The following is a 20,008-nucleotide window of genomic DNA, read 5'->3' as shown; positions in this document are numbered from 1 at the left end:
GACGACTCCTTCATCAGCCGTAATCTAGTATTGAATTAATCTTGCAGGTGCGGAGCACCGACGCTGGCGATTTCTTCTTCGGTCAGCGGACGGTATTCGCCCTCTGCCAGATCCTCATCCATCACGATGGCGCCGATACGTTCACGATGCAGCTCCAGAACCCGGTTGCCGACCGCGGCGAACATGCGTTTCACCTGATGATAACGCCCTTCGCTGATAGTCAGACGCACCAGCTTGTCTTCAATTTGTTCCAGTTGCGCAGGCCGGGTCAGGTCTTTTTCGTTATGCAACTGCACGCCTTCAGCAAATTGCTGCGCGGTATCTTCCGCCAGCGGATGCTCCAGCGTCACCAGATAGGTTTTCTCACAGTGATGTTTCGGTGAGGTGATACGGTGCGACCATTGGCCGTCGTCGGTCATCAACACCAGGCCGGTGGTATCGATGTCCAGGCGACCGGCAGCGTGCAGCTTGTAGGCCACCGGCTCATCGAGGAAATACAGCACCGTCGGATGATCGGGATCGTCCGTGGAGCAAACGTAACCCTGCGGTTTGTTGAGCATAAAATAGCGCGGGCCGTTTTGGCGCTGCAGCGGGTTGCCGTCGAACGCCACCTCCTGCTCCGGAGTCAGTTTCAGTGCCCCGCTCTTCACCACTTCACCGTCCACGGTGACGCGTTTTGCCCGAAGTTCGCGCGCTACCAGCGCACGGCTAACACCTAACTGCTGAGATAAAAACTTGTCCAGTCGCATTGAATCTGCTTTGCCTGTCGTTGTTATGATCGCATTGATCGTATTGCTAAAATATGACACCCACCGTTGCACCGGGTGCAACAGGGCAGGTTCGAAGAGGGGGATACAGCGATTACTGTCACACGAGTATAGCGATGGAAACGGCCCCCTGACAGAGGTAATTTCGACGCTTCTCGCACCGCGAGTACTCAGAAGGCATAATAATAGAAATTTTTTAGCCGTCAGGGGAGTAAAATGTCACTGTTTTGGTGGGATCAGAGGTTACAAAACCTGTTCCCTGCGGCCCTTCTCAACTCACGGCGTTAATTTATGGCCTTTACTCTACGCCCTTACCAACTGGAAGCGGTCGAAGCCACCATCAAACATTTCCGTCAGCACCCGCAACCGGCGCTGATCGTACTGCCGACCGGAGCCGGAAAAAGCCTGGTGATCGCCGAGCTGGCGAAACGTGCACGCGGCCGGGTATTGGTGCTGGCCCATGTGAAAGAACTGGTGGCGCAGAACCACGCCAAATACCGCGCCTACGGGCTGGATGCCGATATCTTTGCCGCCGGACTGCAGCAAAAAGACAGCGCAGGCAAGGTGGTGTTCGGCAGCGTACAGTCGGTGGCTCGGAACCTGCCACTGTTTGACGGGGCGTTTTCCCTGTTGATTATCGACGAATGCCACCGCATCAGCGACGATGACGACAGCCAGTACCAACAGATTATTCAGCATCTGCAAAAAACCAATCCACAGCTGCGGCTGCTGGGCCTGACTGCCACGCCCTATCGACTGGGTAAAGGCTGGATTTATCAGTATCACTATCACGGTTTTACCCGCGGTGATGCCAATAGCCTGTTTCGCGACTGCATTTATGAACTGCCGTTGCGCTATATGATCAAGAACGGTTATCTGGTGCCACCGGAACGGCTGGATATGCCGATAGTGCAGTATGATTTCAGCCGCCTGGAGGCCAGAAGCAACGGCCTGTTCAGCGAAGTAGACCTGAACCGTGAGCTAAAACAGCAAAATCGTATTACGCCGCACATCATCAGCCAAATCGTCGAATATGCCGAAACACGTAAGGGGGTGATGATTTTCGCCTCCACCGTTGAACATGCGCGTGAGATCCACGGCCTGCTGCCTTCCGGTGAAGCCGCGCTGGTCAGCGCCGAAACCCCCGCCGCCGAGCGTGATGCGCTGATTGAGGCATTCAAACAACAGCAATTGCGCTACCTGGTCAACGTGGCGGTGCTGACCACCGGCTTTGATGCACCGCATGTCGATCTGATCGCCATTCTGCGGCCAACCGAATCCGTCAGCCTGTATCAGCAAATCGTCGGCCGTGGGCTGCGGCTGGCCCCCGGTAAAGAGGATTGTCTGATCCTCGACTACGCCGGTAACCCACACGACCTGTTTACGCCTGAGGTCGGGGTCAGCAAGCCACACAGCGACAGTCAGCCGGTACAGGTGTTCTGCCCCGGCTGCGGCTTCGCCAATTTGTTCTGGGGCAAGTGCACCGAGAGCAGCGATATCATTGAACACTACGGCCGCCGTTGTCAGGGTTGGTTGGAGGACGATGAAGGCCATCGCGAGCAATGCGACTACCGTTTCCGCTTCAAAATTTGCCCGCACTGTGGTGCGGAAAATGACATTGCCGCCCGTCGCTGCCATCAGTGCCAGGAAGTGCTGGTCGACCCTGACGATATGCTGAAGGCCGCGCTGAAGCTAAAAGACGCTCTGGTCCTGCGCTGTGGCGGCATGGAGCTGCAAACTGGCCGCGATGATAAAGGCGAGTGGCTGAAAGCCACCTATTTCGACGAAGACGGCACCAGCACCAGCGAACGTTTTCGACTGCAAACGCCGGCGCAGCGCAAAGCCTTCGAAATGCTGTTCCTGCGCCCGCATCAGCGTGCACCCGGGGTGCCGTTTGCCTGGCAAACCGCCGCCGACGTGTTGGCCCAGCAAACGCTGCTGCGCCATCCGGATTTTGTGGTGGCCCGCAAGCGCGGACAATTCTGGCAGGTACGGGAAAAAGTGTTCGATTATCAAGGCCGCTTCCGCCGTGCCAATGAACTGTATTGATCCTGACTGCCTGCAAATCGGGCAGGTTTCCATTGCCCTGCGGACGGCTTTCCGTTAAACTGCCGCCCGCTTTGCCTGGGTTCTCCCGGTGCTAAAGCAGGTTATATCCTGCGAATTTCAAGCTGTGGCCTGGAAGACAACGGGTAAATCGAACTTGCTACTGGGTCGCCTGTAGCAGGGTAAATTTTCTTTTTAGAGAAAAAACAATGTTCACTATTAATGTAGAAGTACGTAAAGACCAGGGTAAGGGTGCGAGCCGCCGCCTGCGTATTGCCAACAAATTCCCAGCTATCGTTTACGGTGGCGAAGAAGCTCCAGTTTCCATCGAACTGGACCATGATTCTGTTAAGAACATGGAAATCAAACCAGAATTCTACAGCGAAGCAGTAACTCTGGTTATCGACGGTAAAGAAACCAAAGTGAAAGTTCAGGCTGTACAGCGTCACCCGTTCAAGCCGAAACTGGCTCACATCGACTTCCGTCGCGTTTAATCGCAACGAAATCGAACCTTTCGGGACGCCGAAGTAGAAAACGCCGCAATTGCGGCGTTTTTTATTGTCTGCTATCCGGCAAAATTACTTATTGCCGCTGTTCTGGCGACGTTGTAACTGATCGCGCAGGTTCGGTGGCGTGCCTCTGATGGTTAGCGTATCGGTAGCCGCATCCCAGAAAATTCGCTCCCCCAACAGCATGGCGTCAAAGTTGATGCTGATACCGCCGCCGCTGCCGGCAAACTTGGTCAACTGACGCAGCGTACCGCGATCGGCCGGGAAGCTGTCTTCCAGTTGATAACCCTGCTCGCTGGAGAACTGCAGAAAATCTTTCTCACCTACCGGTGCAATCTCTTTCGACAATTCCTGCAGCTCAATCTCTTCGCCGGCCTGCAGCTGTTCGTTGCAGTAGCTGTAAACCTGCTGACGTACCGACTGACGCTCATTCTTATCCAACTGCGCATCGGCGCAATAATCGTCAACCGCCTGCAGCAAGCCCCGGTTCTGCGCCTTGGTGTCCAGCCCTTCGGCCGCCGCCAGGAAGTCCATGAAGAAATCGGACACCTTGCGACCCACTCGCCCTTTCAGGAAGGTCAGATAACGGGTTGACTCCGGATTGGTTTCCCACTCGGTCAGATCGATACGCGCCACGATATCGGCGTGGTTGATGTCCAGATAATGGGTGGTATTGATATCCAGCTCTTCGTTAACGCGCGAACTGTTGCGGCTGTTCAGAACCGCAATCAGTAAATACTCCGCCGCCAGGTAACGGTACTGGCCAAACAACACCACGCCACCTTCGGCAAACGGATACTTGGCCAACTCATCGCGCAGGCGACCGGTCGCCGCACGGCTGAAGGCCAAAAAGTCCTTGTCTTCCTTGCGGCAGGTACGCAACGCGTCCGCCAGTTCACTGCCTTCATTGAACAGCCCGTAAGCCTTGCTCTTGGCACTGTAGACACGATGCAGCTCTTCCATCATCTCTTCCACCGCCGCATTGGTTGGCAGCAGAGAATCGCGCAGCACCACGTCCAGCGTTTGTTCGTCGCGTTTGACCAACTGGTGCAGAGCGATCTGGTCGATATCCAGACTCATGGTAAATCCTCCTGTTCTTTAGGCGCGTATTCAAACACTGAAGGCTACCGTGCTGCAACTTTTAAGCAGCGATCACATCACCAGCCATCGATAAATTCCCAACTCCCATACAGGTCGTAAATAACTGGAATACCCCCTGAATTTCAGGCAACAGGCTTGCAGTTGGCCCGAGCCCGCAACGGAGGCCACTCGCACCACCTGCCACGCTAGGGTTTGAAAGACAAAGGGAATCGATAAAAGAGCGGAAAATCACTGTCCTATACGGTAAGATATGGGACTTTGTCAGGCGTTGAGCGCAATTTTTATGCCACAATCATCCCGTTACAGTGACGAACATGTTGAACAGCTGCTCTCTGAGCTGGTTAATGTTCTGGAAAAACACCATACTCCCACCGATCTTTCTCTGATGGTGCTGGGTAACATGGTAACTAATCTGATCAACACCAGTGTTGCCCCCGCGCAGCGGAAAACATTGGCAAGATCGTTTGCAGAAGCTCTGCAAGCTTCTATTCGTGAAGATAAAGCGCATTAATAATTAATTATGGTGACAAACCGTCAGCGTTATCGTGAAAAAGTCTCCCAGATGATTAGCTGGGGGCACTGGTTCGCCTTATTCAATATCCTGCTTGCCCTCGGGCTGGGCAGCCGCTACCTGTTTGTCACCGATTGGCCCTCTTCCTTGTTGGGCCGGGTTTATGCCCTGGTCAGCTTACTGGGGCATTTCAGCTTTATCGTTTTCGCCGGCTATCTGCTGGTGATCTTCCCGCTCACCTTTGTGGTGATGTCGCAGCGGCTGCTGCGATTTATTTCCGCCGCGCTGGCCACCGCCGGACTGACGCTGTTGCTGGTAGACAGCGAAGTATTCACGCATTTCCACCTTCACCTTAATCCGGTGGTGTGGGAACTGGTGGTCAATCCGGACCAAAGTGAGCTGGCGCGCGACTGGCAACTGATGTTTATCTGCGTGCCAGTGATCTTTCTGGTCGAGATGCTGTTTGGCACCTGGAGCTGGCAAAAGCTACGCAGTCTGAATCGTCAAAGGTTCGGTAAGCCGCTGGCTGCGCTGTTTATCAGTGCCTTTTTCGCCTCGCACCTGATTTATATCTGGGCCGACGCCAATTTCTACCGCCCGATCACCATGCAGCGGGCCAACCTGCCACTGTCATACCCAATGACCGCGCGTAAATTCCTTGAAAAACATGGCCTGCTCGATTCGCAAGAATATGAACGCCGCCTGGTGCAGCAAGGGAATCCGGAAGCCGTTGCGGTAGAATATCCACTTAGCGATCTTAGCTACAGTGACAAAGGCAGCGGCTATAATCTGCTGATGATCGTGGTGGACGGCGTCCGTGAGCAGGATATGAAGCAGGATATGCCTGCCCTGACCCGCTTCGCACAGGAAAATGTCCGCTTCAGCGATCACTACAGTTCCGGCAATCATGCGGATACCGGTCTGTTTGGCCTGTTCTACGGCATTTCACCGACCTATCTGGACAGCATTCTCGCCGCACGCAAACCTTCTGCTCTGGTCAGCGCACTCAGCGCCCAGGGTTATCAGTTTGGTTTGTTCTCGTCAGACGGCTTTAACGCCAGCCTGTATCGCCAGGCGCTGTTGACCGACTTCACGCTACCGGCGCCAATACAGCAAAATGACACGGCGACCACGCAACAATGGCAACGTTGGCTGGCCGACCAAAACAGTAGCCGCCCATGGTTCTCTTATATTAATTTCCGTGGCGCTGAACCTGCTGCCAAAGAGAAAACGCCAGCCCCTGCCGACTTTATTCAGCGCTACCGCGCAGGCGCGCAGGATGTGGATGCGCAAATTGCTCAGGTACTTAGTACGCTGAAAGAGCGTGGTGTTCTGGATAAAACCGTGGTGGTGATTACCGCAGAACACGGCGTTGAATTTAATGACACCGGCAAAGGCTACTGGGGCGCAGGCACCAGTTTCAACCAGCAACAGTTGCAAGTCCCCTTGGTTATCCATTGGCCGGGTACGCCGGCGCAGACCATCAATAAATTGACCGGCCATAACGACGTGATGCGCACGCTGATGCAGCGTTTGCTGCACGTGAAAACCAGCCCTAATGATTATTCGCAGGGTGAAGACCTGTTTACCGCCCAGCGCCGGAACAACTGGGTCGCAACCGGTGACAACAGCTTGTTGGTGATCACCACACCAACACAAACCCTGGTATTGGACAGCAGCGGCAACTACCGCGCGTATGATAAGAACGACAAAGAGATCAAGGACGAGAAGCCACAGCTCGCCCTGCTGCTGCAGGTGTTGACCGATGTGAAACGCTTTATCGCCAACTAATTGCTTAAAATACAATCAGTCAGCTGGTGCGCTCTTGATTTGAAATTGAGAAAGGGTAGTATAATTTGCTACAGCGTCGGCATGTAGCGCAGCTTGGTAGCGCACCGTCATGGGGTGTCGGGGGTCGGAGGTTCGAATCCTCTCATGCCGACCAAAAATACTTAGAAAAACCAACCCGTTACGGTTGGTTTTTTTATACCTACAATTTTAACATGGTAAAATGATGGTAAAACCATGGTAAAACTACCGACGAAAAACCATTCTGAGACGATGATCCCTTAATGCTTTTAGCTGGCATACCCGCCGAAAATCAGGGGTCAATTCCAGAGCATTTTGTTTGAATAATTACACGCAGCGCGAAGCCGGCAGTCGATCGGCACGCAAGGTTTTGCCAGGGAGTTAAAAGGTGAAAAAAATGACTACAGCAGAAAAGTATCTGATTGAAAGCGAAAACGATTTTAATGCATTTATCGCATCCATGCTTTCCAGAAAGGATCTGGACTCCGATGAATTCGACTTCCCTGAGGTAGAGTTTAAAGGGTGGCCAACCATCAGCATTAATGTGAAAGGAGATAAAAAAAGGTATAATTCTTCTTTGACGGCATCAATGCTTTTTGGTATGGCTGAGTTAACACATGAGATTCAAAAAGCATTCACTGTTATCAGGCATGAAACCCATAACAGGCAGAAACTAACTAATTCGGATAAGAACTTACTGGACATCGTTTATCATATTAGCGAAGGTTCCAGCCAAGCGGATGGTGATTCTGATGCTATTGTAAACGGAGCTGTGACGGTGCTTAGAGATGCTATTGGAAAAATGACAGGACGGCAAGCGCTATGCGCTGTTGTTGCTATTGTTATTTCGGCAGGCACTTTTGGTGGTAACTGGGTAAATGAGTATTACGAAACCCAACGCCACGAAGCCAGTTCGCAAGTCGAACTTGTCAAAACATCGACAGATGCCGTCAACCAGGCTCAAAAAAATGCGTTAGAATTGCTAAAGACTGGCCAAACAAACATAAGTCGTGAAGTTCTAGCTCATGGGGAGGATGGGAAAGAAAAGTTCTTAAAAAACATATCCCAGGACCCAAAAGTGAAATCGGTGAAGATAGGTGACGAAACAATAACGAGAGCAGAACTCAACACTTACAATCAGAGACAATCTATTGACCGTCTCAAAGTCACAAAACAAGATGAGTTTTATATCAAAGGGGTAACGCGTACCGGCCCTACTAACCAAGACATAAGCATCACCGTGACCCGCGCTTCAAATGGTGAAACATTCGTCATAAAAACCAGCTCTGAAATTACATCAACCGAAGAGTTGAAGGCTTTCACTGATGCGGTTGCCCAAGAAACAACCTTGGAAATTAGTTATCTAGAGGTAACTGAAAACAATCATATTTCTGCTGGGCAGTTGATTAATATTGTAAGTCCAAAACAAAACGAAAAAACTCAGTAGCCCCCAAAGGCTCAATACGTCTATACCGTAATGAGCCTCTTTTTGTCACACCTGCTCAATACTGCTTATATTATGTTTTTACTGAGTTTTTTATCTTTCTTGAAAAACCTACTCCCGCTCAGAAACACCCATTTTTGCACTATCCATGCCCCATTTATGCCCCATTGGCTCGCTAAGCATTGAAAAAATAACCCACCCGAATATACTGTATAAAATCACAGTTAAATTTAAGGGCGTATGAATGTTCGTAGAACTCGTGTTTGATAAGCGCAATGTGGCAAAACTCCCTGGTGCTGCTGAAATGATCAAAGCAGAACTGACCAAACGGGTTCACGGTATTTTTCCTGCCGCTGACGTTCGGGTAAAACCAATGCAGGCAAACAGCCTGAACACCGACGCCAGCAAAAACGACAAAGAAAAGCTGAACCGGATGTTGGAAGAAATGTTTGAAGAATCGGATCAGTGGCTGGTAAGCGACAACTGAGGGGGCAATCATGCTTTACGTTGAAGTGACTATCGACAAGAAAAAACAACTTCCCGCTGGCGCAGCCTCTGCACTGGCCATTGAGTTGAACAAGCGGATGCAGCGTAAATTTCCCGATGTTGAAGCCACTGTTCGCATGGCAGGTATGGACGGGCTTTCTGTGCGCAACGGCACCACTGCTGATAGAGAGGCGATCGAGGAGATACTGCAGGAAACGTGGGAAAGTGCGGACGACTGGTTTCAGCCATGACTTAAGAGCCGGGTTATCCCGGCATCTTAAAGGTTACTCTTCACCCGCCGGCGCTACTGGGTGGTCAAATTCTTCAGGCGGCTGAGCTGGTTCTACTGGCAATGGATCTTCAACTACCTCCCGCATAGGCATTTCAAGCCGTAGGTCAATCCAGCGACCATCTGGAATATCCATCGGATCACCAGCTACAATCGCAGCTGTATCGATGTCAAAGCGGCGTTTGCTGACCTTCACATAGATTGTGCCGTCCTTGCCAGTACTGGTTTCCACAAAGCACAAGCGGTTACCGTTAACGTCCTGAGGAACCTCGATGCTCCAGCCTTCCTCAGCGAAGCCTAATGAACCAGTGATTTTGTAGACCCCGACAGAAACCCGATCTGCAGTTACCCCCGCAGCCTCACTGTTCACGGCAACGTTGCCGGCCAAGGTAAATCCGTTCAGGTAATCATCGGCCATTTTTTCAGGCTCACCGGTCAGCCTGGCGATCGGTGATGCAGCTTTCAGGAAGCCATTGCCGTCTACCGTCACGTTATAACCAGAATAAATTTTATCTTCTGCGACGGGAGTAAACCCATCAGGCTTGGTTTTTTGCCATGTATTATCCTTCAGCAATTCAATTCCTGACATGGCGTTTGAGCTGCTGCTTGCGAGTATTGATACCGATGGCATGCTGTATGCAGGCCCTAGCATCCATAACTCCCACCGCGCTGTTTGGGCGTTGTAAATTGCACCAAACTTAACGTCTTGCCCAGCCGGCCCCAGCGATGCAACTTTTAGCCCTCTGCTATCGAGTGCTGTCGTCGATGCGTTGCGTGCCGAAAACTGAACAAACTTTATATCCATGCCTGGGGTTCCGTACGTCCTCCCCGCTGCAACCATAAAGTGCACACCATTCACGCCTGTGTTGGTTATCGGCAGTGTGGCCAACTTAAAATATCCCTGAAAGTTACCGATCGCGTTGACTACTGCAGGGACGATGACCGCACGCGAACTCTCTTTTACCGCTGCTGCTAACGTGGCCGCCGAGTTATCTTCGCTTTGTTTTGCCGCTGCAGCTGATGCGGCAGATTTATCCGCTGATGCAGCGGCGTCTACACGCATGCGATCGACAGTTTGAATAATCTCCGGCGTGATGTCGCTTTCACCTGGGCGCCGCAGGAAGTCATTGAGTGTACCTGGTAGCGAGTCCGCATAAACCTCTATCGCACCTACCCGCTCAGGCTGAGCACCGTAGACAGAAATAATAACTTCATACGCACCAGGTTCCACATTCAACGAATACTGGCCGCTGTCATTTGTCACAGATTGTGATTTTGCCAGGTTAAGCACCGTTGACGAGGTTTTTAGAGAGCGCATCGTGATTGTCACACTTGGTCGAGGGTCTCCATAAGGTCCTTTTAATACACCGCTGATTAAAACCATCGTACTTCTCCATAAAAAAACCGCCGAAGCGGAGTTGGTGGTTATTTCATTGTGTCTAAATTAACGAGTCATTGACTCTTTTAATTTTTTAATTTCTTCATCCTGACGGCTGACTTTTACCGATAACTCTTTAATTGCTTCAACGAGCAGCCCAGCCAACTCACCATAGCTAACGCCTAATACATTCTCGACCATCTCGCCATTTTGTAATTTTAAATCCCCCGTTACGGACACAGCCTGAGGCAATACCTCTTGTACATCTTGGGCAATTAACCCTGTAAATGGGTGACCATCTTTAAGCCCTGTGTATCCTGTAAGTTTTTCAACTTTGGAAAGTGCATTATCAATAGTTTCAAGATTCGTTTTTATCCGACGGTCAGAATTACCAATCCATGAGCCAGGTGCTGTTCCATTCCCTTCAAGGTTAAACCTCCACGTAAAATTCTTCCCAAAACCATCAAATTCAAGTATCCCATTAGCAGTGTTATCGACTTGCTCTTGCATCAATAATGAAAATTTGGCCCCGCGAGGGTCTGTAGTCGGCCCCCGCCCTCGAATAATCGTCTCAAAACGAGGCGTTGTGTTATATGTTCCTGATGTATTTGAACCATTCACAGCAACACCTAACCCGGCATTTCGTGCAAGCTCTCCGCCGTAATTCCCATCGATTGAATTAAACCGGCCATCATTCCCCGCCGCAACGTTTCCTGGGCCAGTTCCCACATCACGAGTTGCAGAGTTGCCGAGTGATGCTGCATCGACTTTTTTATCAAGGTCTGTTTTATCAGCTTTTAAATTTAGTGCCGCTGTAAAGCTATTCCAAGCAGGGCCGGTAAACGCGCTGCCGTCTGGTAATTTAACCGTAACGTCCCCAGTTCCGCTGAATAGTTGCTGCCAGTTATCTTTGTCGAGGTTTAGACCTCGCAACGCTTTGGCTGTCTCTGCTGCCAGTTGGGCGGTGATAAGGTTCATTGCCTCTCGCGGCACGGCATACCATGCGGCCCCGGCCTGCGTCGGCCCGTCATAGGCTTTAATCAGTGTGACCTGGGTAGCGCTATCAATGGCCTTTACTGGTAGCGTATAGGTTACGCCACCTACAACGCTCACAATCATGTCACCGGCTTTCAGCTCAGTGTTAAAAGCAGTTCCCGCACCTTTAACTACAGCGGAGTTATTCGTTAGGGTTAGAGTGCCTGCTGGCATGATGTTCTCCTGAATTCAGATATAAAAAAACCGGCTCAATGGCCGGTTGTTAGAAGTAGTGGTCAGCGTTAATAACCATTAGCGGCATTTGAGACGAATACCATCGCGTTGATACATTCCATTTCGTCTGTATTTTAGCTCCGGAATCAGCACGCCAGAATTGAACCGCCGACCCGTTAAATCTATAGCCACAACTGTAATAGTTATAATAACCTCCACTCATTTCTGAGTTGCCACGCATAAATGCATTTACGGCAAGGGGGATCATAGGCCTCGGAATTCCCGTTTCAACTAAATCGTCGGGATTCCTGCCGACATTTACTGAACGCCCATCCCATAGCAAAGGTTCACAATCGCTCGTAAACGTGTTATTCCCAGCGGCATTTTTAATCACCATGCCGTAGCCGCTTGGTGTTGGCGGGTAATACCCGCTATTCATAATCACAACTTGCACGCTGGCAGTAGTTCGGAAAGGTTCACCACTCCCATTATCACGCGATACCGTTAATTCGTTATATTCCACAGAGTGATACACAGATACACCTGGATCATCACAACGAACATAAACAATTTTTGTGTTGTCATTTTGAACAGTTGGCAAAGTCCATTGCCCGTTTATTGTAACCACCCCTTTCCATGCAACATAACCAAGCCGCTGCGCACTGTTTATACTCATCCAGTCAACAGAGTTTTGGATAATTATTCCGTAAGTTCCGGAAACTGATTGCGGAGTCTGAACCTGATATATGCTGAACTCGGTAAAAAAGGCCTGATTATTCGCCGATGAAAAATCAACGATGATTCTATTCCCATCCGCTCGCCACCCAGTGATCCCACCATAAAATGGCGGATTTGTCGCGCTGCCAAATATATAGCCCGTTTGCCCAACAATAAAAACTGGATTCCCCGGAACATAATCCGGGGGGGTATATATCTTCTGTCGATTTCCATCGGCCCAGGGTTCTTTATCGTTGGCTAACAATGATGGGCTATTCACTGCAGCCAACTCCTTACCATTCACAACCAACCCATAGGCCATATTAAAGCCTCCCCATCCTTACCCTCAGATTTCCGCCTGCGTCATAAACGTTAATCTGATCGCCGCGTATCTCCATGCGTCCGCCGCCGTCGCCGCCGTTGATTTGTATCTGACCGGCACCGGCGCCACTTTTATCAAGGCGCCATCCATTGGTAGCGCTGAAATTGTCAGACTGAATAAACCCGCTGATTTTGGCGTTAGTAATGGCTGCATCTGCGATTTTCGCAGACGTGATCGAGGCGTTTTGAATGAATGCATCGCTGATAAACACCTGGCCATTGATGACAGCAAAGGGTGAATACTGCTTGTCACCGCTGCCGCTCATCAGCACGAACTGATTAGCATTGAAGCCAATGCGGGTAATTACTGGTTTCCCTGTTTCCGCCAGAACAGCGATCGACATACCAGCATTATAGAAAACGCCATTGACCCGCACGCCGGCTTTCAGTGTGTGGATGGCTGTTGCGCCGTCGGCGTCAACTGTGGCCGTCAGCTTGTCCTCCAGAACGGCGGTAACGTCGTCAATCTGCGCCTGCACCTGGGTAGACATCTCGGCCAGTGCCCGATCAACCTCGGCGATCGTGGTCTTCACAATGAGAATATCTGCACGCACCGTACCGTACTGCGCCCACTGATGCTCTACCGTCGCGTTATTGGCCAGGGCGTTCTGCAGTATGGCCTCAATGTTTGTATCGATGTCACCCGTCAGCCGGTCACCGTCTTTGTCCGTCAGGAATCCATCACCAATGCTCTCAAGGTAATCGTCTGCGTTCGCGTTGGATTGCCCTTTAATCCAGCCGGTCCAGTCCCCGATATTGCCGGTCCTGTCCTGCAGGCGTGCACGGAACCAAAACTCCTGGCCCGCCTTCAATCCGGTCATGGTGTGGGTATGGAGCGGGTACGGAATATCGGCCAGCAGCATCGCGTTGTCGCCGGCAGCGTTGTCCGCATAGTGGATTTCGGTTTTCAGCGTATCCTCTGCGCCGGATGGAAATCCCCAATCCAACTGGATGCCCCACAACAGAGGAGAGGCCCTGAACCCAACCGGCACCGGCGGCTTGCCTTCCTTACCCTTCAGGTAGGTTTCCATCGATGTCGCCCAGATTGACGAAATATCGCTGGCGTTGATGGCCCGAACGCGTACCAAATAGCGACCGGCATAAATACCCGGGACTTCGAAACCCAAAGCCGATGTGCGCGGGACTGATACCCAGTTACCGTTATCTTTTCGCCACTCAGCCTCATACGCTATCGCGTTCTCCACCGAGCCCCATGCTGCTCGCATCGTTGTGATGGCGATCCCCTGGCTCACAGAGGAATAGCTTTCTATGGTGATATTTTTCGGTGGTGCCTGGACGCCCGGAGGAATAATTGAGATGGGGCGATCATCGATACGCGCCCCCGTATCAATCCGGGTATATTTGTTTGGATCGTGCTCTGTCGCGTTGATAGTGAAAGTATTGTCACCGTTATCAGCAATACCCACGACGCGATACAGCTGGACGGCGAGATCATCCGCATCTATCGACCAGGCTGATTCCGGTACCGGTGTTTCGCTGTAATCAGTCGTGACGGTCACAACACGCTCATTCACAGCCTGCACGGTACGCGCCTGTGCCTTACCAGATGGCAGATTAACAATCAGGCGATCACCCACTTTGGCGCCTGGCTTTCTATCCAGCTTCACCTTTCGGCCTTCCACACTACTGATGCGGCCACCGATAACCCTACCGGCGGCCATCTGATCCGCAACGCCAACGATGTGCCCAGGCATGGGGATCATGCCATCCAGACCGACAGAAAACGTTACCGCCCTGTCTTTGCTATTTGTCAGTAACGCCCAACGACCCCGGCGGTTGGCCTCACTTTGGCGGGTACAGCCGATTGCTGTTAACTCCGTCTGGTTAACGTCATAGCGACGAACCAAATCATTATCAAAAACAGCTTCAATCGCGTCGGCATAGTGGTTGGCGGGATCGGACCAACTGACCATCGCCGTGCTATAGCGGGTACGCTCACTTGCTGACGAATAGGTAAATTTCCCATCAATGACGTTGGCACGGGTGTAGGTGATATCCATATCACGCGGCATATCCGCCAGGGCAACCATTTGGTTTCGTCCCCAATAGGTCATGCCACGAAAGATGCCAGCTAAATCGCTCAGGACGGTCCAGGCATCCTCACGCGATTGAATGTAAACGTTACAGGTGAAACGCGGCTCAGTACCGTCGCCACCACGTCCATCAGGCACAAGCTGATCGCAATACTGCGCAATGCGGTATAGCTCGGACTCAGATACCTGAGAGGAATCGATGCGATCACCAAGGCCGAAGCGCTCAGCTAAAATAATGTCGTAGAACACCCAGGCTGGGTTATCGCTGTAAGCCCACTTGAAACCACCGGTCCAAACACCGTTATAGCTTCGTGTTTCCGGGTCATAGTTATCCGGTACGCGGATCACTCGTCCACGCGGCTTACAACTGATCTTCGGTATATTCGGGAATTGCTTGGAGTCAAATTCCACATACAGCAGCGCGGTGTTTGGATAGCGCAGCTTGGCATCAATAATTTCAGTAAGCGCCTCGATATTCATACGGTCTGCGATTCTGGCACTGTTCGCATTCGGCGTCAGGCGGCGCACGCGTACCTGCCAACCGGTTGTAGCTTTCGGCAGGTTGATACGGTGCGAACGTTCATACAGCGAGGTAGTTTTATCGTCGATCGCAGCCGTTAATACTTCCTCATAACTGCCGCCATCAGTCGAAATATCAATGGCGTATTCAATACGATAGCCGTTAACATCCCCATTCTCGGCCTGTGATTGCAACATCGGCCAACCGAAGCGCAAGCGAACGGCAGACAGTTGCAGATTTGACACTGATCGCACCCAGGGAGTGCCGCTTTTCAATTCTGTACTGATGGCGATCTCGTTCTCAACAGATGGGATGCCCTGGATATAATCTTGTGCCTGGGTACCTGGTCGAAATTCCCAGCGAAAACCGGGAAAGTTTTCAGTCCCGTCACTGTTTAGCACTGGAGTACCATCAGCATAAACGTTTGTACCATCCAGCCGACCGGCAAACTCACCTTCTCCCAGTGAGAACAGCATTTTGGCTCTGGAGATGGATTGAACACTGTCTGGAGACTCAACAGGCGTGTGGCCACCGCCGCCGCCGCCTTTTCGACCACGGATAATTTTCTGTGCCATATTTTGCCCATAAAAAAAAGCCGCTTTTGCGGCTGTCTGTTCAAAAAGGTTTTATTGCTGGTCTTCGGTGTAAATTCCTGCAGATATAACTGCCCCGCCGATCTCACGTGTACCGTACAGCACACCCACAGGATTACCCTGTGCTGTTGTATTCACCGGGCCACCAAAGGCATAGCTCGGTTTGTTGTCCTGATCTTGCCGCATACGCAATCCACCAGCTTGAGGGGAAAGCATTTGGACAACCCCTCCGAGGGCCATTGAGGCACCAGCCATTGCAGTTGCCCCCCAAGCTCCACCAGCTGTAAATGCAGCCCCAACACCACCTGTAGCTATGGCGGCAACCGCAATCAAAGCAACACCAAGAATAGTTTGAAATAACCCAGCGCGTTTACTACCTATAATGATAGGTACCAGATGGATATCTTCTGTTCCCTTCGTTAACTCTAACTCATCCTTCCCTATATTTCGCTTACCAACAAAAATAGCGAATGTTAGCCCTCTCTTGTGAGCTTCCAACATGTACCGTTCGAAACCATCAAGTAAATTTTTCATTGCATCAATAGCTTTGGGGACACTATGTGCACGATACTCAAATTTACGACCAAATAACTTAACCATTGGACCATGAAAATTGATGGTTCTAAGCGGTGCGTCTATAAAAGCCATGTTCCCTCCAATAAATAACCCGCCGAGTGGCGGGTTATTTTAAATGCAGCTTTTTATTTTATTTACTCTGTCATCTATTCGGTATGAAAAAATTCCGCTTTGATGCCTATATTCAACTTTTGTTTCACCTGAAACATTTAATACATCAACAATTTCTATATTAGATGGGGAGTAAACCGTAAATCCATTTTTATTTGGTTGAATAAAAACATCTCCATATCTAGAACTTTTCTCTTGCCATCCGAAAAGAATACACTCAGATACAGATTTAGCATCCTTGGATGATGTAAAGGATGATGCTGGCGGTGAATTTCTCATATCACTCATCGATGAACACCCAGAAATAACAAGTGCCGTGATTAATAAAGCCTTTTTCATAACCCTTTTCCTTAAGCTGAAAAGTGGAATGATAGCATCACATCAGTTCTTTGTGGCGCAGCACCTTCACAGTTCGTTCCTTCCAGTAACCGCCATAGGGCACCCGCTGACTAAGCATTCCGTACATGTGGTGCAGTAACATGCCATCTTCCAGCAGGATACCGGCGTGGTTCGCTACTGGTGCCGAAACCTGCATTATCACCATATCCCCCTGCAGCGGCGGGCCATTAAACTCACGGAAACCGCATTCGTGCCAGTTATCCGTGTAGAGGTTTTCGCCCCTTTCCCACCACGGGTAATCAACCCGGTAATCTCGTAGTTCAACGCCATGCTGCTGCCGGAAATAACTCATGACAAGCCCCCAGCAGTCCGTATGGCCCAGCACAAACTGGCGCCCTACCAGCGGCAAATCTCCACGCGGCATAACCGTGCGCAAATCCCCTTCAGGCCAACTGACAATCACCCAGGGAAGTTCTAACGCGTCACACTGCGCCTTATCCAGTTCGCTCGGCTGCGTTGTGGCATCAGGGTGGCTATGCACAATCATTGTGACTGTGCCCCATTTCGATGCGGTTACGTAGTCTTCTGGCGCCAGGTGAAATTGTTCAGTAGGGTTTTCAGCCAGGTTACGGCAAGGAAAGTAACGCTCAACGCGGGATTTCTGCGCCACGATGCCGCAGCATTCACGCGGATACTCGGCCTCAGCATGCGCCATAATGGCCGCTATGGTTTTCTCTTTCATCTATCCTCCTACTGTCGGATCAATGAAGCACCGGGGAACCCGCCGAACGGTAATGGCTCGTTATCGCCAAAACGTTTCTGGCAATCGCTCAGCAACCCACCGCAACGGTCCTTGCTGGGATCATCAACCGGGTTGCCCTTGTCGTCAAAGTATCGGGTACCAGCATAATCGCAGCCTTTGCCTGTACGGTACCAGCCACGGGAGCACCAGGTACACAGGCTATGAATTTGCCGAGTCGGGATACGTAGCCCCCGCAGGTCAGCCGGGCTGGACATTTCAAACTCAACCGATTCATCGCTTTCCGTTGCCTTGCGATCGATGTAGAAGACCTGCAGCTTTTCCTGCACCGGATCAGCTGTAGGGTTGCCCTCTGGAAAATTACGGGCGTCAAGGTAGTGAACCAACGTATCGTGGATCAGCACCTTGGCCTGTGCCATATCCTCAAACTGGAGGCAAAGCGCGGTGATCAACCCATCAAGGTTAGCCACTGTTAGCTTTGGTTCGGTGCTCTGGCTGTCTGAGGATATTTCCAGCCCCTCAACGGTAAACGGCCACGGGCCATATTCCTTGCCTTGCCACCATATTGGCTTCGCTGGCAACTTGGATTCATCACCGCCGGCAGCAGCGAGTTCCTCTGGGGTATAGGGCAGCGTGTCACAGTGAAAACGCAGAATATCGGCACCAAACTTTGTGCCATCTACTTCAATGAGGCGAATGCGGTTGCCCGGCTCCAATTTCTGCAGGTCTGAATTCAGCATGATTATTTCCGATTAAACGTGGAAGGCCTCTGTGAAAGTGGCCGTCAAAGAGTAATTCTCCCCGCCCATCGCAACAGACTTATAGCCTTCACAACGGTACAGGCCGGGAACGTTGGTTGGTGGGGTCCATTGAAAGGATTTAACCCCCTGATGAGTCTCGAGGAAGGCGATTATGGGCGTGATGTAGTCATATTTACCGATGAAGGTCAGGTCCCAAGAGCGAATAACCGGGTTAATCCCATCGCCTGAAACCTGCATGTATCCATCACCAAACTGCGCTTTCCGGATACGGAATCGGGTATCGCCGGCAGCATTAACCCGCGCCGGGAAACCAAATATCTGAATGGCCATTACATCCCCTTGATTGCTTTCCAGATCGGCTGACCCGGCTTCAGGTTACGATTGATGACCTTTTGGCTTTCCTGAGCGGCAATATTCCCCATCTGTTTGCCAAACTCTTCCCAGCCTGGATCGGCCTGGGTACTGACATTACCGCCAGCTTCTACTGTGATATACACAATCGGGGCTGCAGCCGTCTGCTGTGGAGCAACCATCGCCCGGACGCCCAATGAACCATCTGCGCCACGTTTGAGCGGCATAATGGCTTCCGGCCCCGCTTCGCCCATCAAGCCAGCCCCTTTGGCAAACGCAAACGTTGTGGGTTGGCTTACCACCTGGCCACTGTAGGCACTCAGGGACGGTGACGAGTAAACGCCACCCTTGGCGTTTGCGAACATCGGAACAGTGCCAGGGTTATTACCACCGCCAGCCGCTCCACCGCCAAAGCTCATAAACGTAGATAAAATAGTTTTGGTCAGCAAAGCCTGAGCCGCCATTTCTATCAGATTCTGAACGATGGACTGCGTGAGGGAGGAAAACAGACCCACCATGCTGTCTTTGAAGGTCTGGGTACCGGTAAGTAACCCGGTCAGCATGTTGGTGGAGCGTTCCCGCATCGTATCAATCAGCCCAAGCTGCAGCTTATTGACCTGGCTCTGCCCAGCGTAAAGTTTCATTGCCTGCTGATATTGCGCGTCAGTTGATTCCTGTGTTGCCGCCTGCAACAACTGCTCATAGCGCTGTTTGTCAATGTAACCTTGCTGGTAGTACGCCTGATACTGGGCCTGCTGCTGCGCCAGTTGGTTACTCAGTTGAACGGAGGGATCAACATCCCCGGCGATGTTTTGCCGTGGGGCCGCAATGGCATCAGCCTCTGCCTTTAACCTCTCGCGGGCCATATCCTGCTGTAGGGTATGGCGGGCGACCAGATAATCGCGTTCCGTCAGCAAACGTGCGTTATACAGCGCTTTCAGCTCCCGGCTGGTTTCCTGCTCCTTACGCACCGTCGCCTGACCTGGCGCATATTGTTCAGCCAGTTCTAACCGCTGCCGCTGGAAATTCTCTGCGTTTAAAGACATGACACGTTGCACATCTGCCTGACTAGCCCCGGCAGCTTTTGCCGTGGCGATCAGTTTGGCCTGTGAGTTCCGTTCTTCCAGGTCAATTTTGGCAAGGCTTGTCGAGTGGGCAACCTCAATTTCCTGACGCAGCTGCTGATATTGCTTGAGCGCCTGCTGGCCTTTTTTGTCTGCCTTGGCCGGGTCTTCACCACCCCAAGGGCTTTCAGCCGACAAACCTGCAGCGCCCACTCTCGCAATGGCATTGTTA

Annotated in this window: 19 protein-coding genes and 1 tRNA gene; 8 read left to right on the top strand and 12 right to left on the bottom strand. The window is 51.4% G+C overall.

Annotated features, from left to right (window positions below):
* Nucleotides 1-35 precede the first annotated feature (35 nt).
* The gene (gene rsuA, locus OC597_RS24545; protein WP_099063710.1) at nt 36-749 is read right to left on the bottom strand and encodes a 16S rRNA pseudouridine(516) synthase RsuA; all 714 of its coding nucleotides are present in this window, start codon (nt 747-749) and stop codon (nt 36-38) included.
* Between the two features lie 309 nt (nt 750-1,058).
* Between rsuA and radD the strand changes: the two genes are divergently transcribed.
* Both radD and rplY read left to right on the top strand, forming a co-directional pair.
* Nucleotides 1,059-2,816, top strand: a complete 1,758-nt coding sequence (radD, locus tag OC597_RS24540) for a DNA repair helicase RadD (protein WP_262210885.1) — start codon at nt 1,059-1,061, stop codon at nt 2,814-2,816.
* A gap of 206 nt (nt 2,817-3,022) precedes the next feature.
* Nucleotides 3,023-3,307 carry a 50S ribosomal protein L25 gene (gene rplY / locus OC597_RS24535; protein ID WP_085117681.1) on the top strand — a complete coding sequence of 95 codons (285 nt, stop codon included), beginning with the start codon at nt 3,023-3,025 and terminating at the stop codon, nt 3,305-3,307.
* Nucleotides 3,308-3,391: 84 nt separating this feature from the next.
* On the opposite strand, the gene yejK is transcribed toward rplY, so the two are convergent.
* Nucleotides 3,392-4,402, bottom strand: coding sequence for a nucleoid-associated protein YejK (yejK, locus tag OC597_RS24530; protein WP_261258063.1), 1,011 nt, complete (start codon nt 4,400-4,402; stop codon nt 3,392-3,394).
* A 304-nt stretch (nt 4,403-4,706) separates the two neighbouring features.
* Here yejK and OC597_RS24525 point away from each other — a divergent pair, with 304 nt between their 5' ends.
* The 6 genes from OC597_RS24525 (at nt 4,707) to OC597_RS24500 (ending at nt 8,924) form a co-directional block, all read left to right on the top strand.
* Nucleotides 4,707-4,934, top strand: a complete 228-nt coding sequence (locus tag OC597_RS24525) for a YejL family protein (protein ID WP_006317912.1) — start codon at nt 4,707-4,709, stop codon at nt 4,932-4,934.
* Between the two features lie 9 nt (nt 4,935-4,943).
* Nucleotides 4,944-6,725 carry an LPS biosynthesis-modulating metalloenzyme YejM gene (yejM, locus tag OC597_RS24520; protein ID WP_262210883.1) on the top strand — a complete coding sequence of 594 codons (1,782 nt, stop codon included), beginning with the start codon at nt 4,944-4,946 and terminating at the stop codon, nt 6,723-6,725.
* Between the two features lie 77 nt (nt 6,726-6,802).
* A tRNA-Pro gene (locus tag OC597_RS24515) sits at nt 6,803-6,879 on the top strand.
* Between the two features lie 261 nt (nt 6,880-7,140).
* Nucleotides 7,141-8,190 (top strand): hypothetical protein, encoded by a 1,050-nt coding sequence (locus OC597_RS24510; RefSeq protein WP_262210934.1) that lies wholly within the window; start codon nt 7,141-7,143, stop codon nt 8,188-8,190.
* A 241-nt stretch (nt 8,191-8,431) separates the two neighbouring features.
* Nucleotides 8,432-8,674: a DinI family protein gene (locus OC597_RS24505; RefSeq protein WP_262210882.1), complete on the top strand. Its 243-nt coding sequence runs from the start codon at nt 8,432-8,434 to the stop codon at nt 8,672-8,674.
* A 10-nt stretch (nt 8,675-8,684) separates the two neighbouring features.
* Nucleotides 8,685-8,924 (top strand): DinI-like family protein, encoded by a 240-nt coding sequence (locus OC597_RS24500; protein WP_262210880.1) that lies wholly within the window; start codon nt 8,685-8,687, stop codon nt 8,922-8,924.
* Nucleotides 8,925-8,957: 33 nt separating this feature from the next.
* On the opposite strand, the gene OC597_RS24495 is transcribed toward OC597_RS24500, so the two are convergent.
* From OC597_RS24495 to OC597_RS24450, 10 genes are all read right to left on the bottom strand, one after another.
* Nucleotides 8,958-10,346 (bottom strand): phage tail fiber protein, encoded by a 1,389-nt coding sequence (locus tag OC597_RS24495; RefSeq protein ID WP_262210879.1) that lies wholly within the window; start codon nt 10,344-10,346, stop codon nt 8,958-8,960.
* 60 nt (nt 10,347-10,406) lie between these two features.
* Nucleotides 10,407-11,549 carry a tail fiber domain-containing protein gene (locus tag OC597_RS24490; RefSeq protein WP_262210878.1) on the bottom strand — a complete coding sequence of 381 codons (1,143 nt, stop codon included), beginning with the start codon at nt 11,547-11,549 and terminating at the stop codon, nt 10,407-10,409.
* A 49-nt stretch (nt 11,550-11,598) separates the two neighbouring features.
* Nucleotides 11,599-12,588 carry a DUF6453 family protein gene (locus tag OC597_RS24485; RefSeq protein ID WP_262210876.1) on the bottom strand — a complete coding sequence of 330 codons (990 nt, stop codon included), beginning with the start codon at nt 12,586-12,588 and terminating at the stop codon, nt 11,599-11,601.
* A 1-nt stretch (nt 12,589) separates the two neighbouring features.
* Nucleotides 12,590-15,796: a TipJ family phage tail tip protein gene (locus OC597_RS24480; protein ID WP_262210874.1), complete on the bottom strand. Its 3,207-nt coding sequence runs from the start codon at nt 15,794-15,796 to the stop codon at nt 12,590-12,592.
* 51 nt (nt 15,797-15,847) lie between these two features.
* A complete protein-coding gene (locus tag OC597_RS24475) occupies nt 15,848-16,462 on the bottom strand; it encodes a tail assembly protein (protein ID WP_129941359.1) in 615 nt (204 codons plus the stop codon).
* 39 nt (nt 16,463-16,501) lie between these two features.
* Nucleotides 16,502-16,840, bottom strand: a complete 339-nt coding sequence (locus OC597_RS24470) for a hypothetical protein (RefSeq protein ID WP_262210872.1) — start codon at nt 16,838-16,840, stop codon at nt 16,502-16,504.
* Between the two features lie 37 nt (nt 16,841-16,877).
* The gene (locus tag OC597_RS24465; protein WP_262210871.1) at nt 16,878-17,582 is read right to left on the bottom strand and encodes a C40 family peptidase; all 705 of its coding nucleotides are present in this window, start codon (nt 17,580-17,582) and stop codon (nt 16,878-16,880) included.
* 8 nt (nt 17,583-17,590) lie between these two features.
* A complete protein-coding gene (locus tag OC597_RS24460; RefSeq protein ID WP_262210931.1) occupies nt 17,591-18,343 on the bottom strand; it encodes a phage minor tail protein L in 753 nt (250 codons plus the stop codon).
* 9 nt (nt 18,344-18,352) lie between these two features.
* Entirely contained in the window at nt 18,353-18,691 is a 339-nt protein-coding gene (locus OC597_RS24455) for a phage tail protein (protein WP_262210869.1), read from the bottom strand.
* The coding region (locus OC597_RS24450) for a phage tail tape measure protein (RefSeq protein ID WP_510181750.1) at nt 18,691-20,008 on the bottom strand (1,318 nt) is incomplete at its 5' end. The genes OC597_RS24450 and OC597_RS24455, both read right to left, overlap by 1 nt.

The sequence above is a fragment of the Serratia proteamaculans genome (assembly GCF_946227095.1).
GTDB classification, from domain to species: domain Bacteria; phylum Pseudomonadota; class Gammaproteobacteria; order Enterobacterales; family Enterobacteriaceae; genus Serratia; species Serratia proteamaculans_E.
The sequence above is the reverse complement of the archived record's forward strand: the minus strand, read 5'-3'. Positions and strand labels throughout refer to the sequence as shown.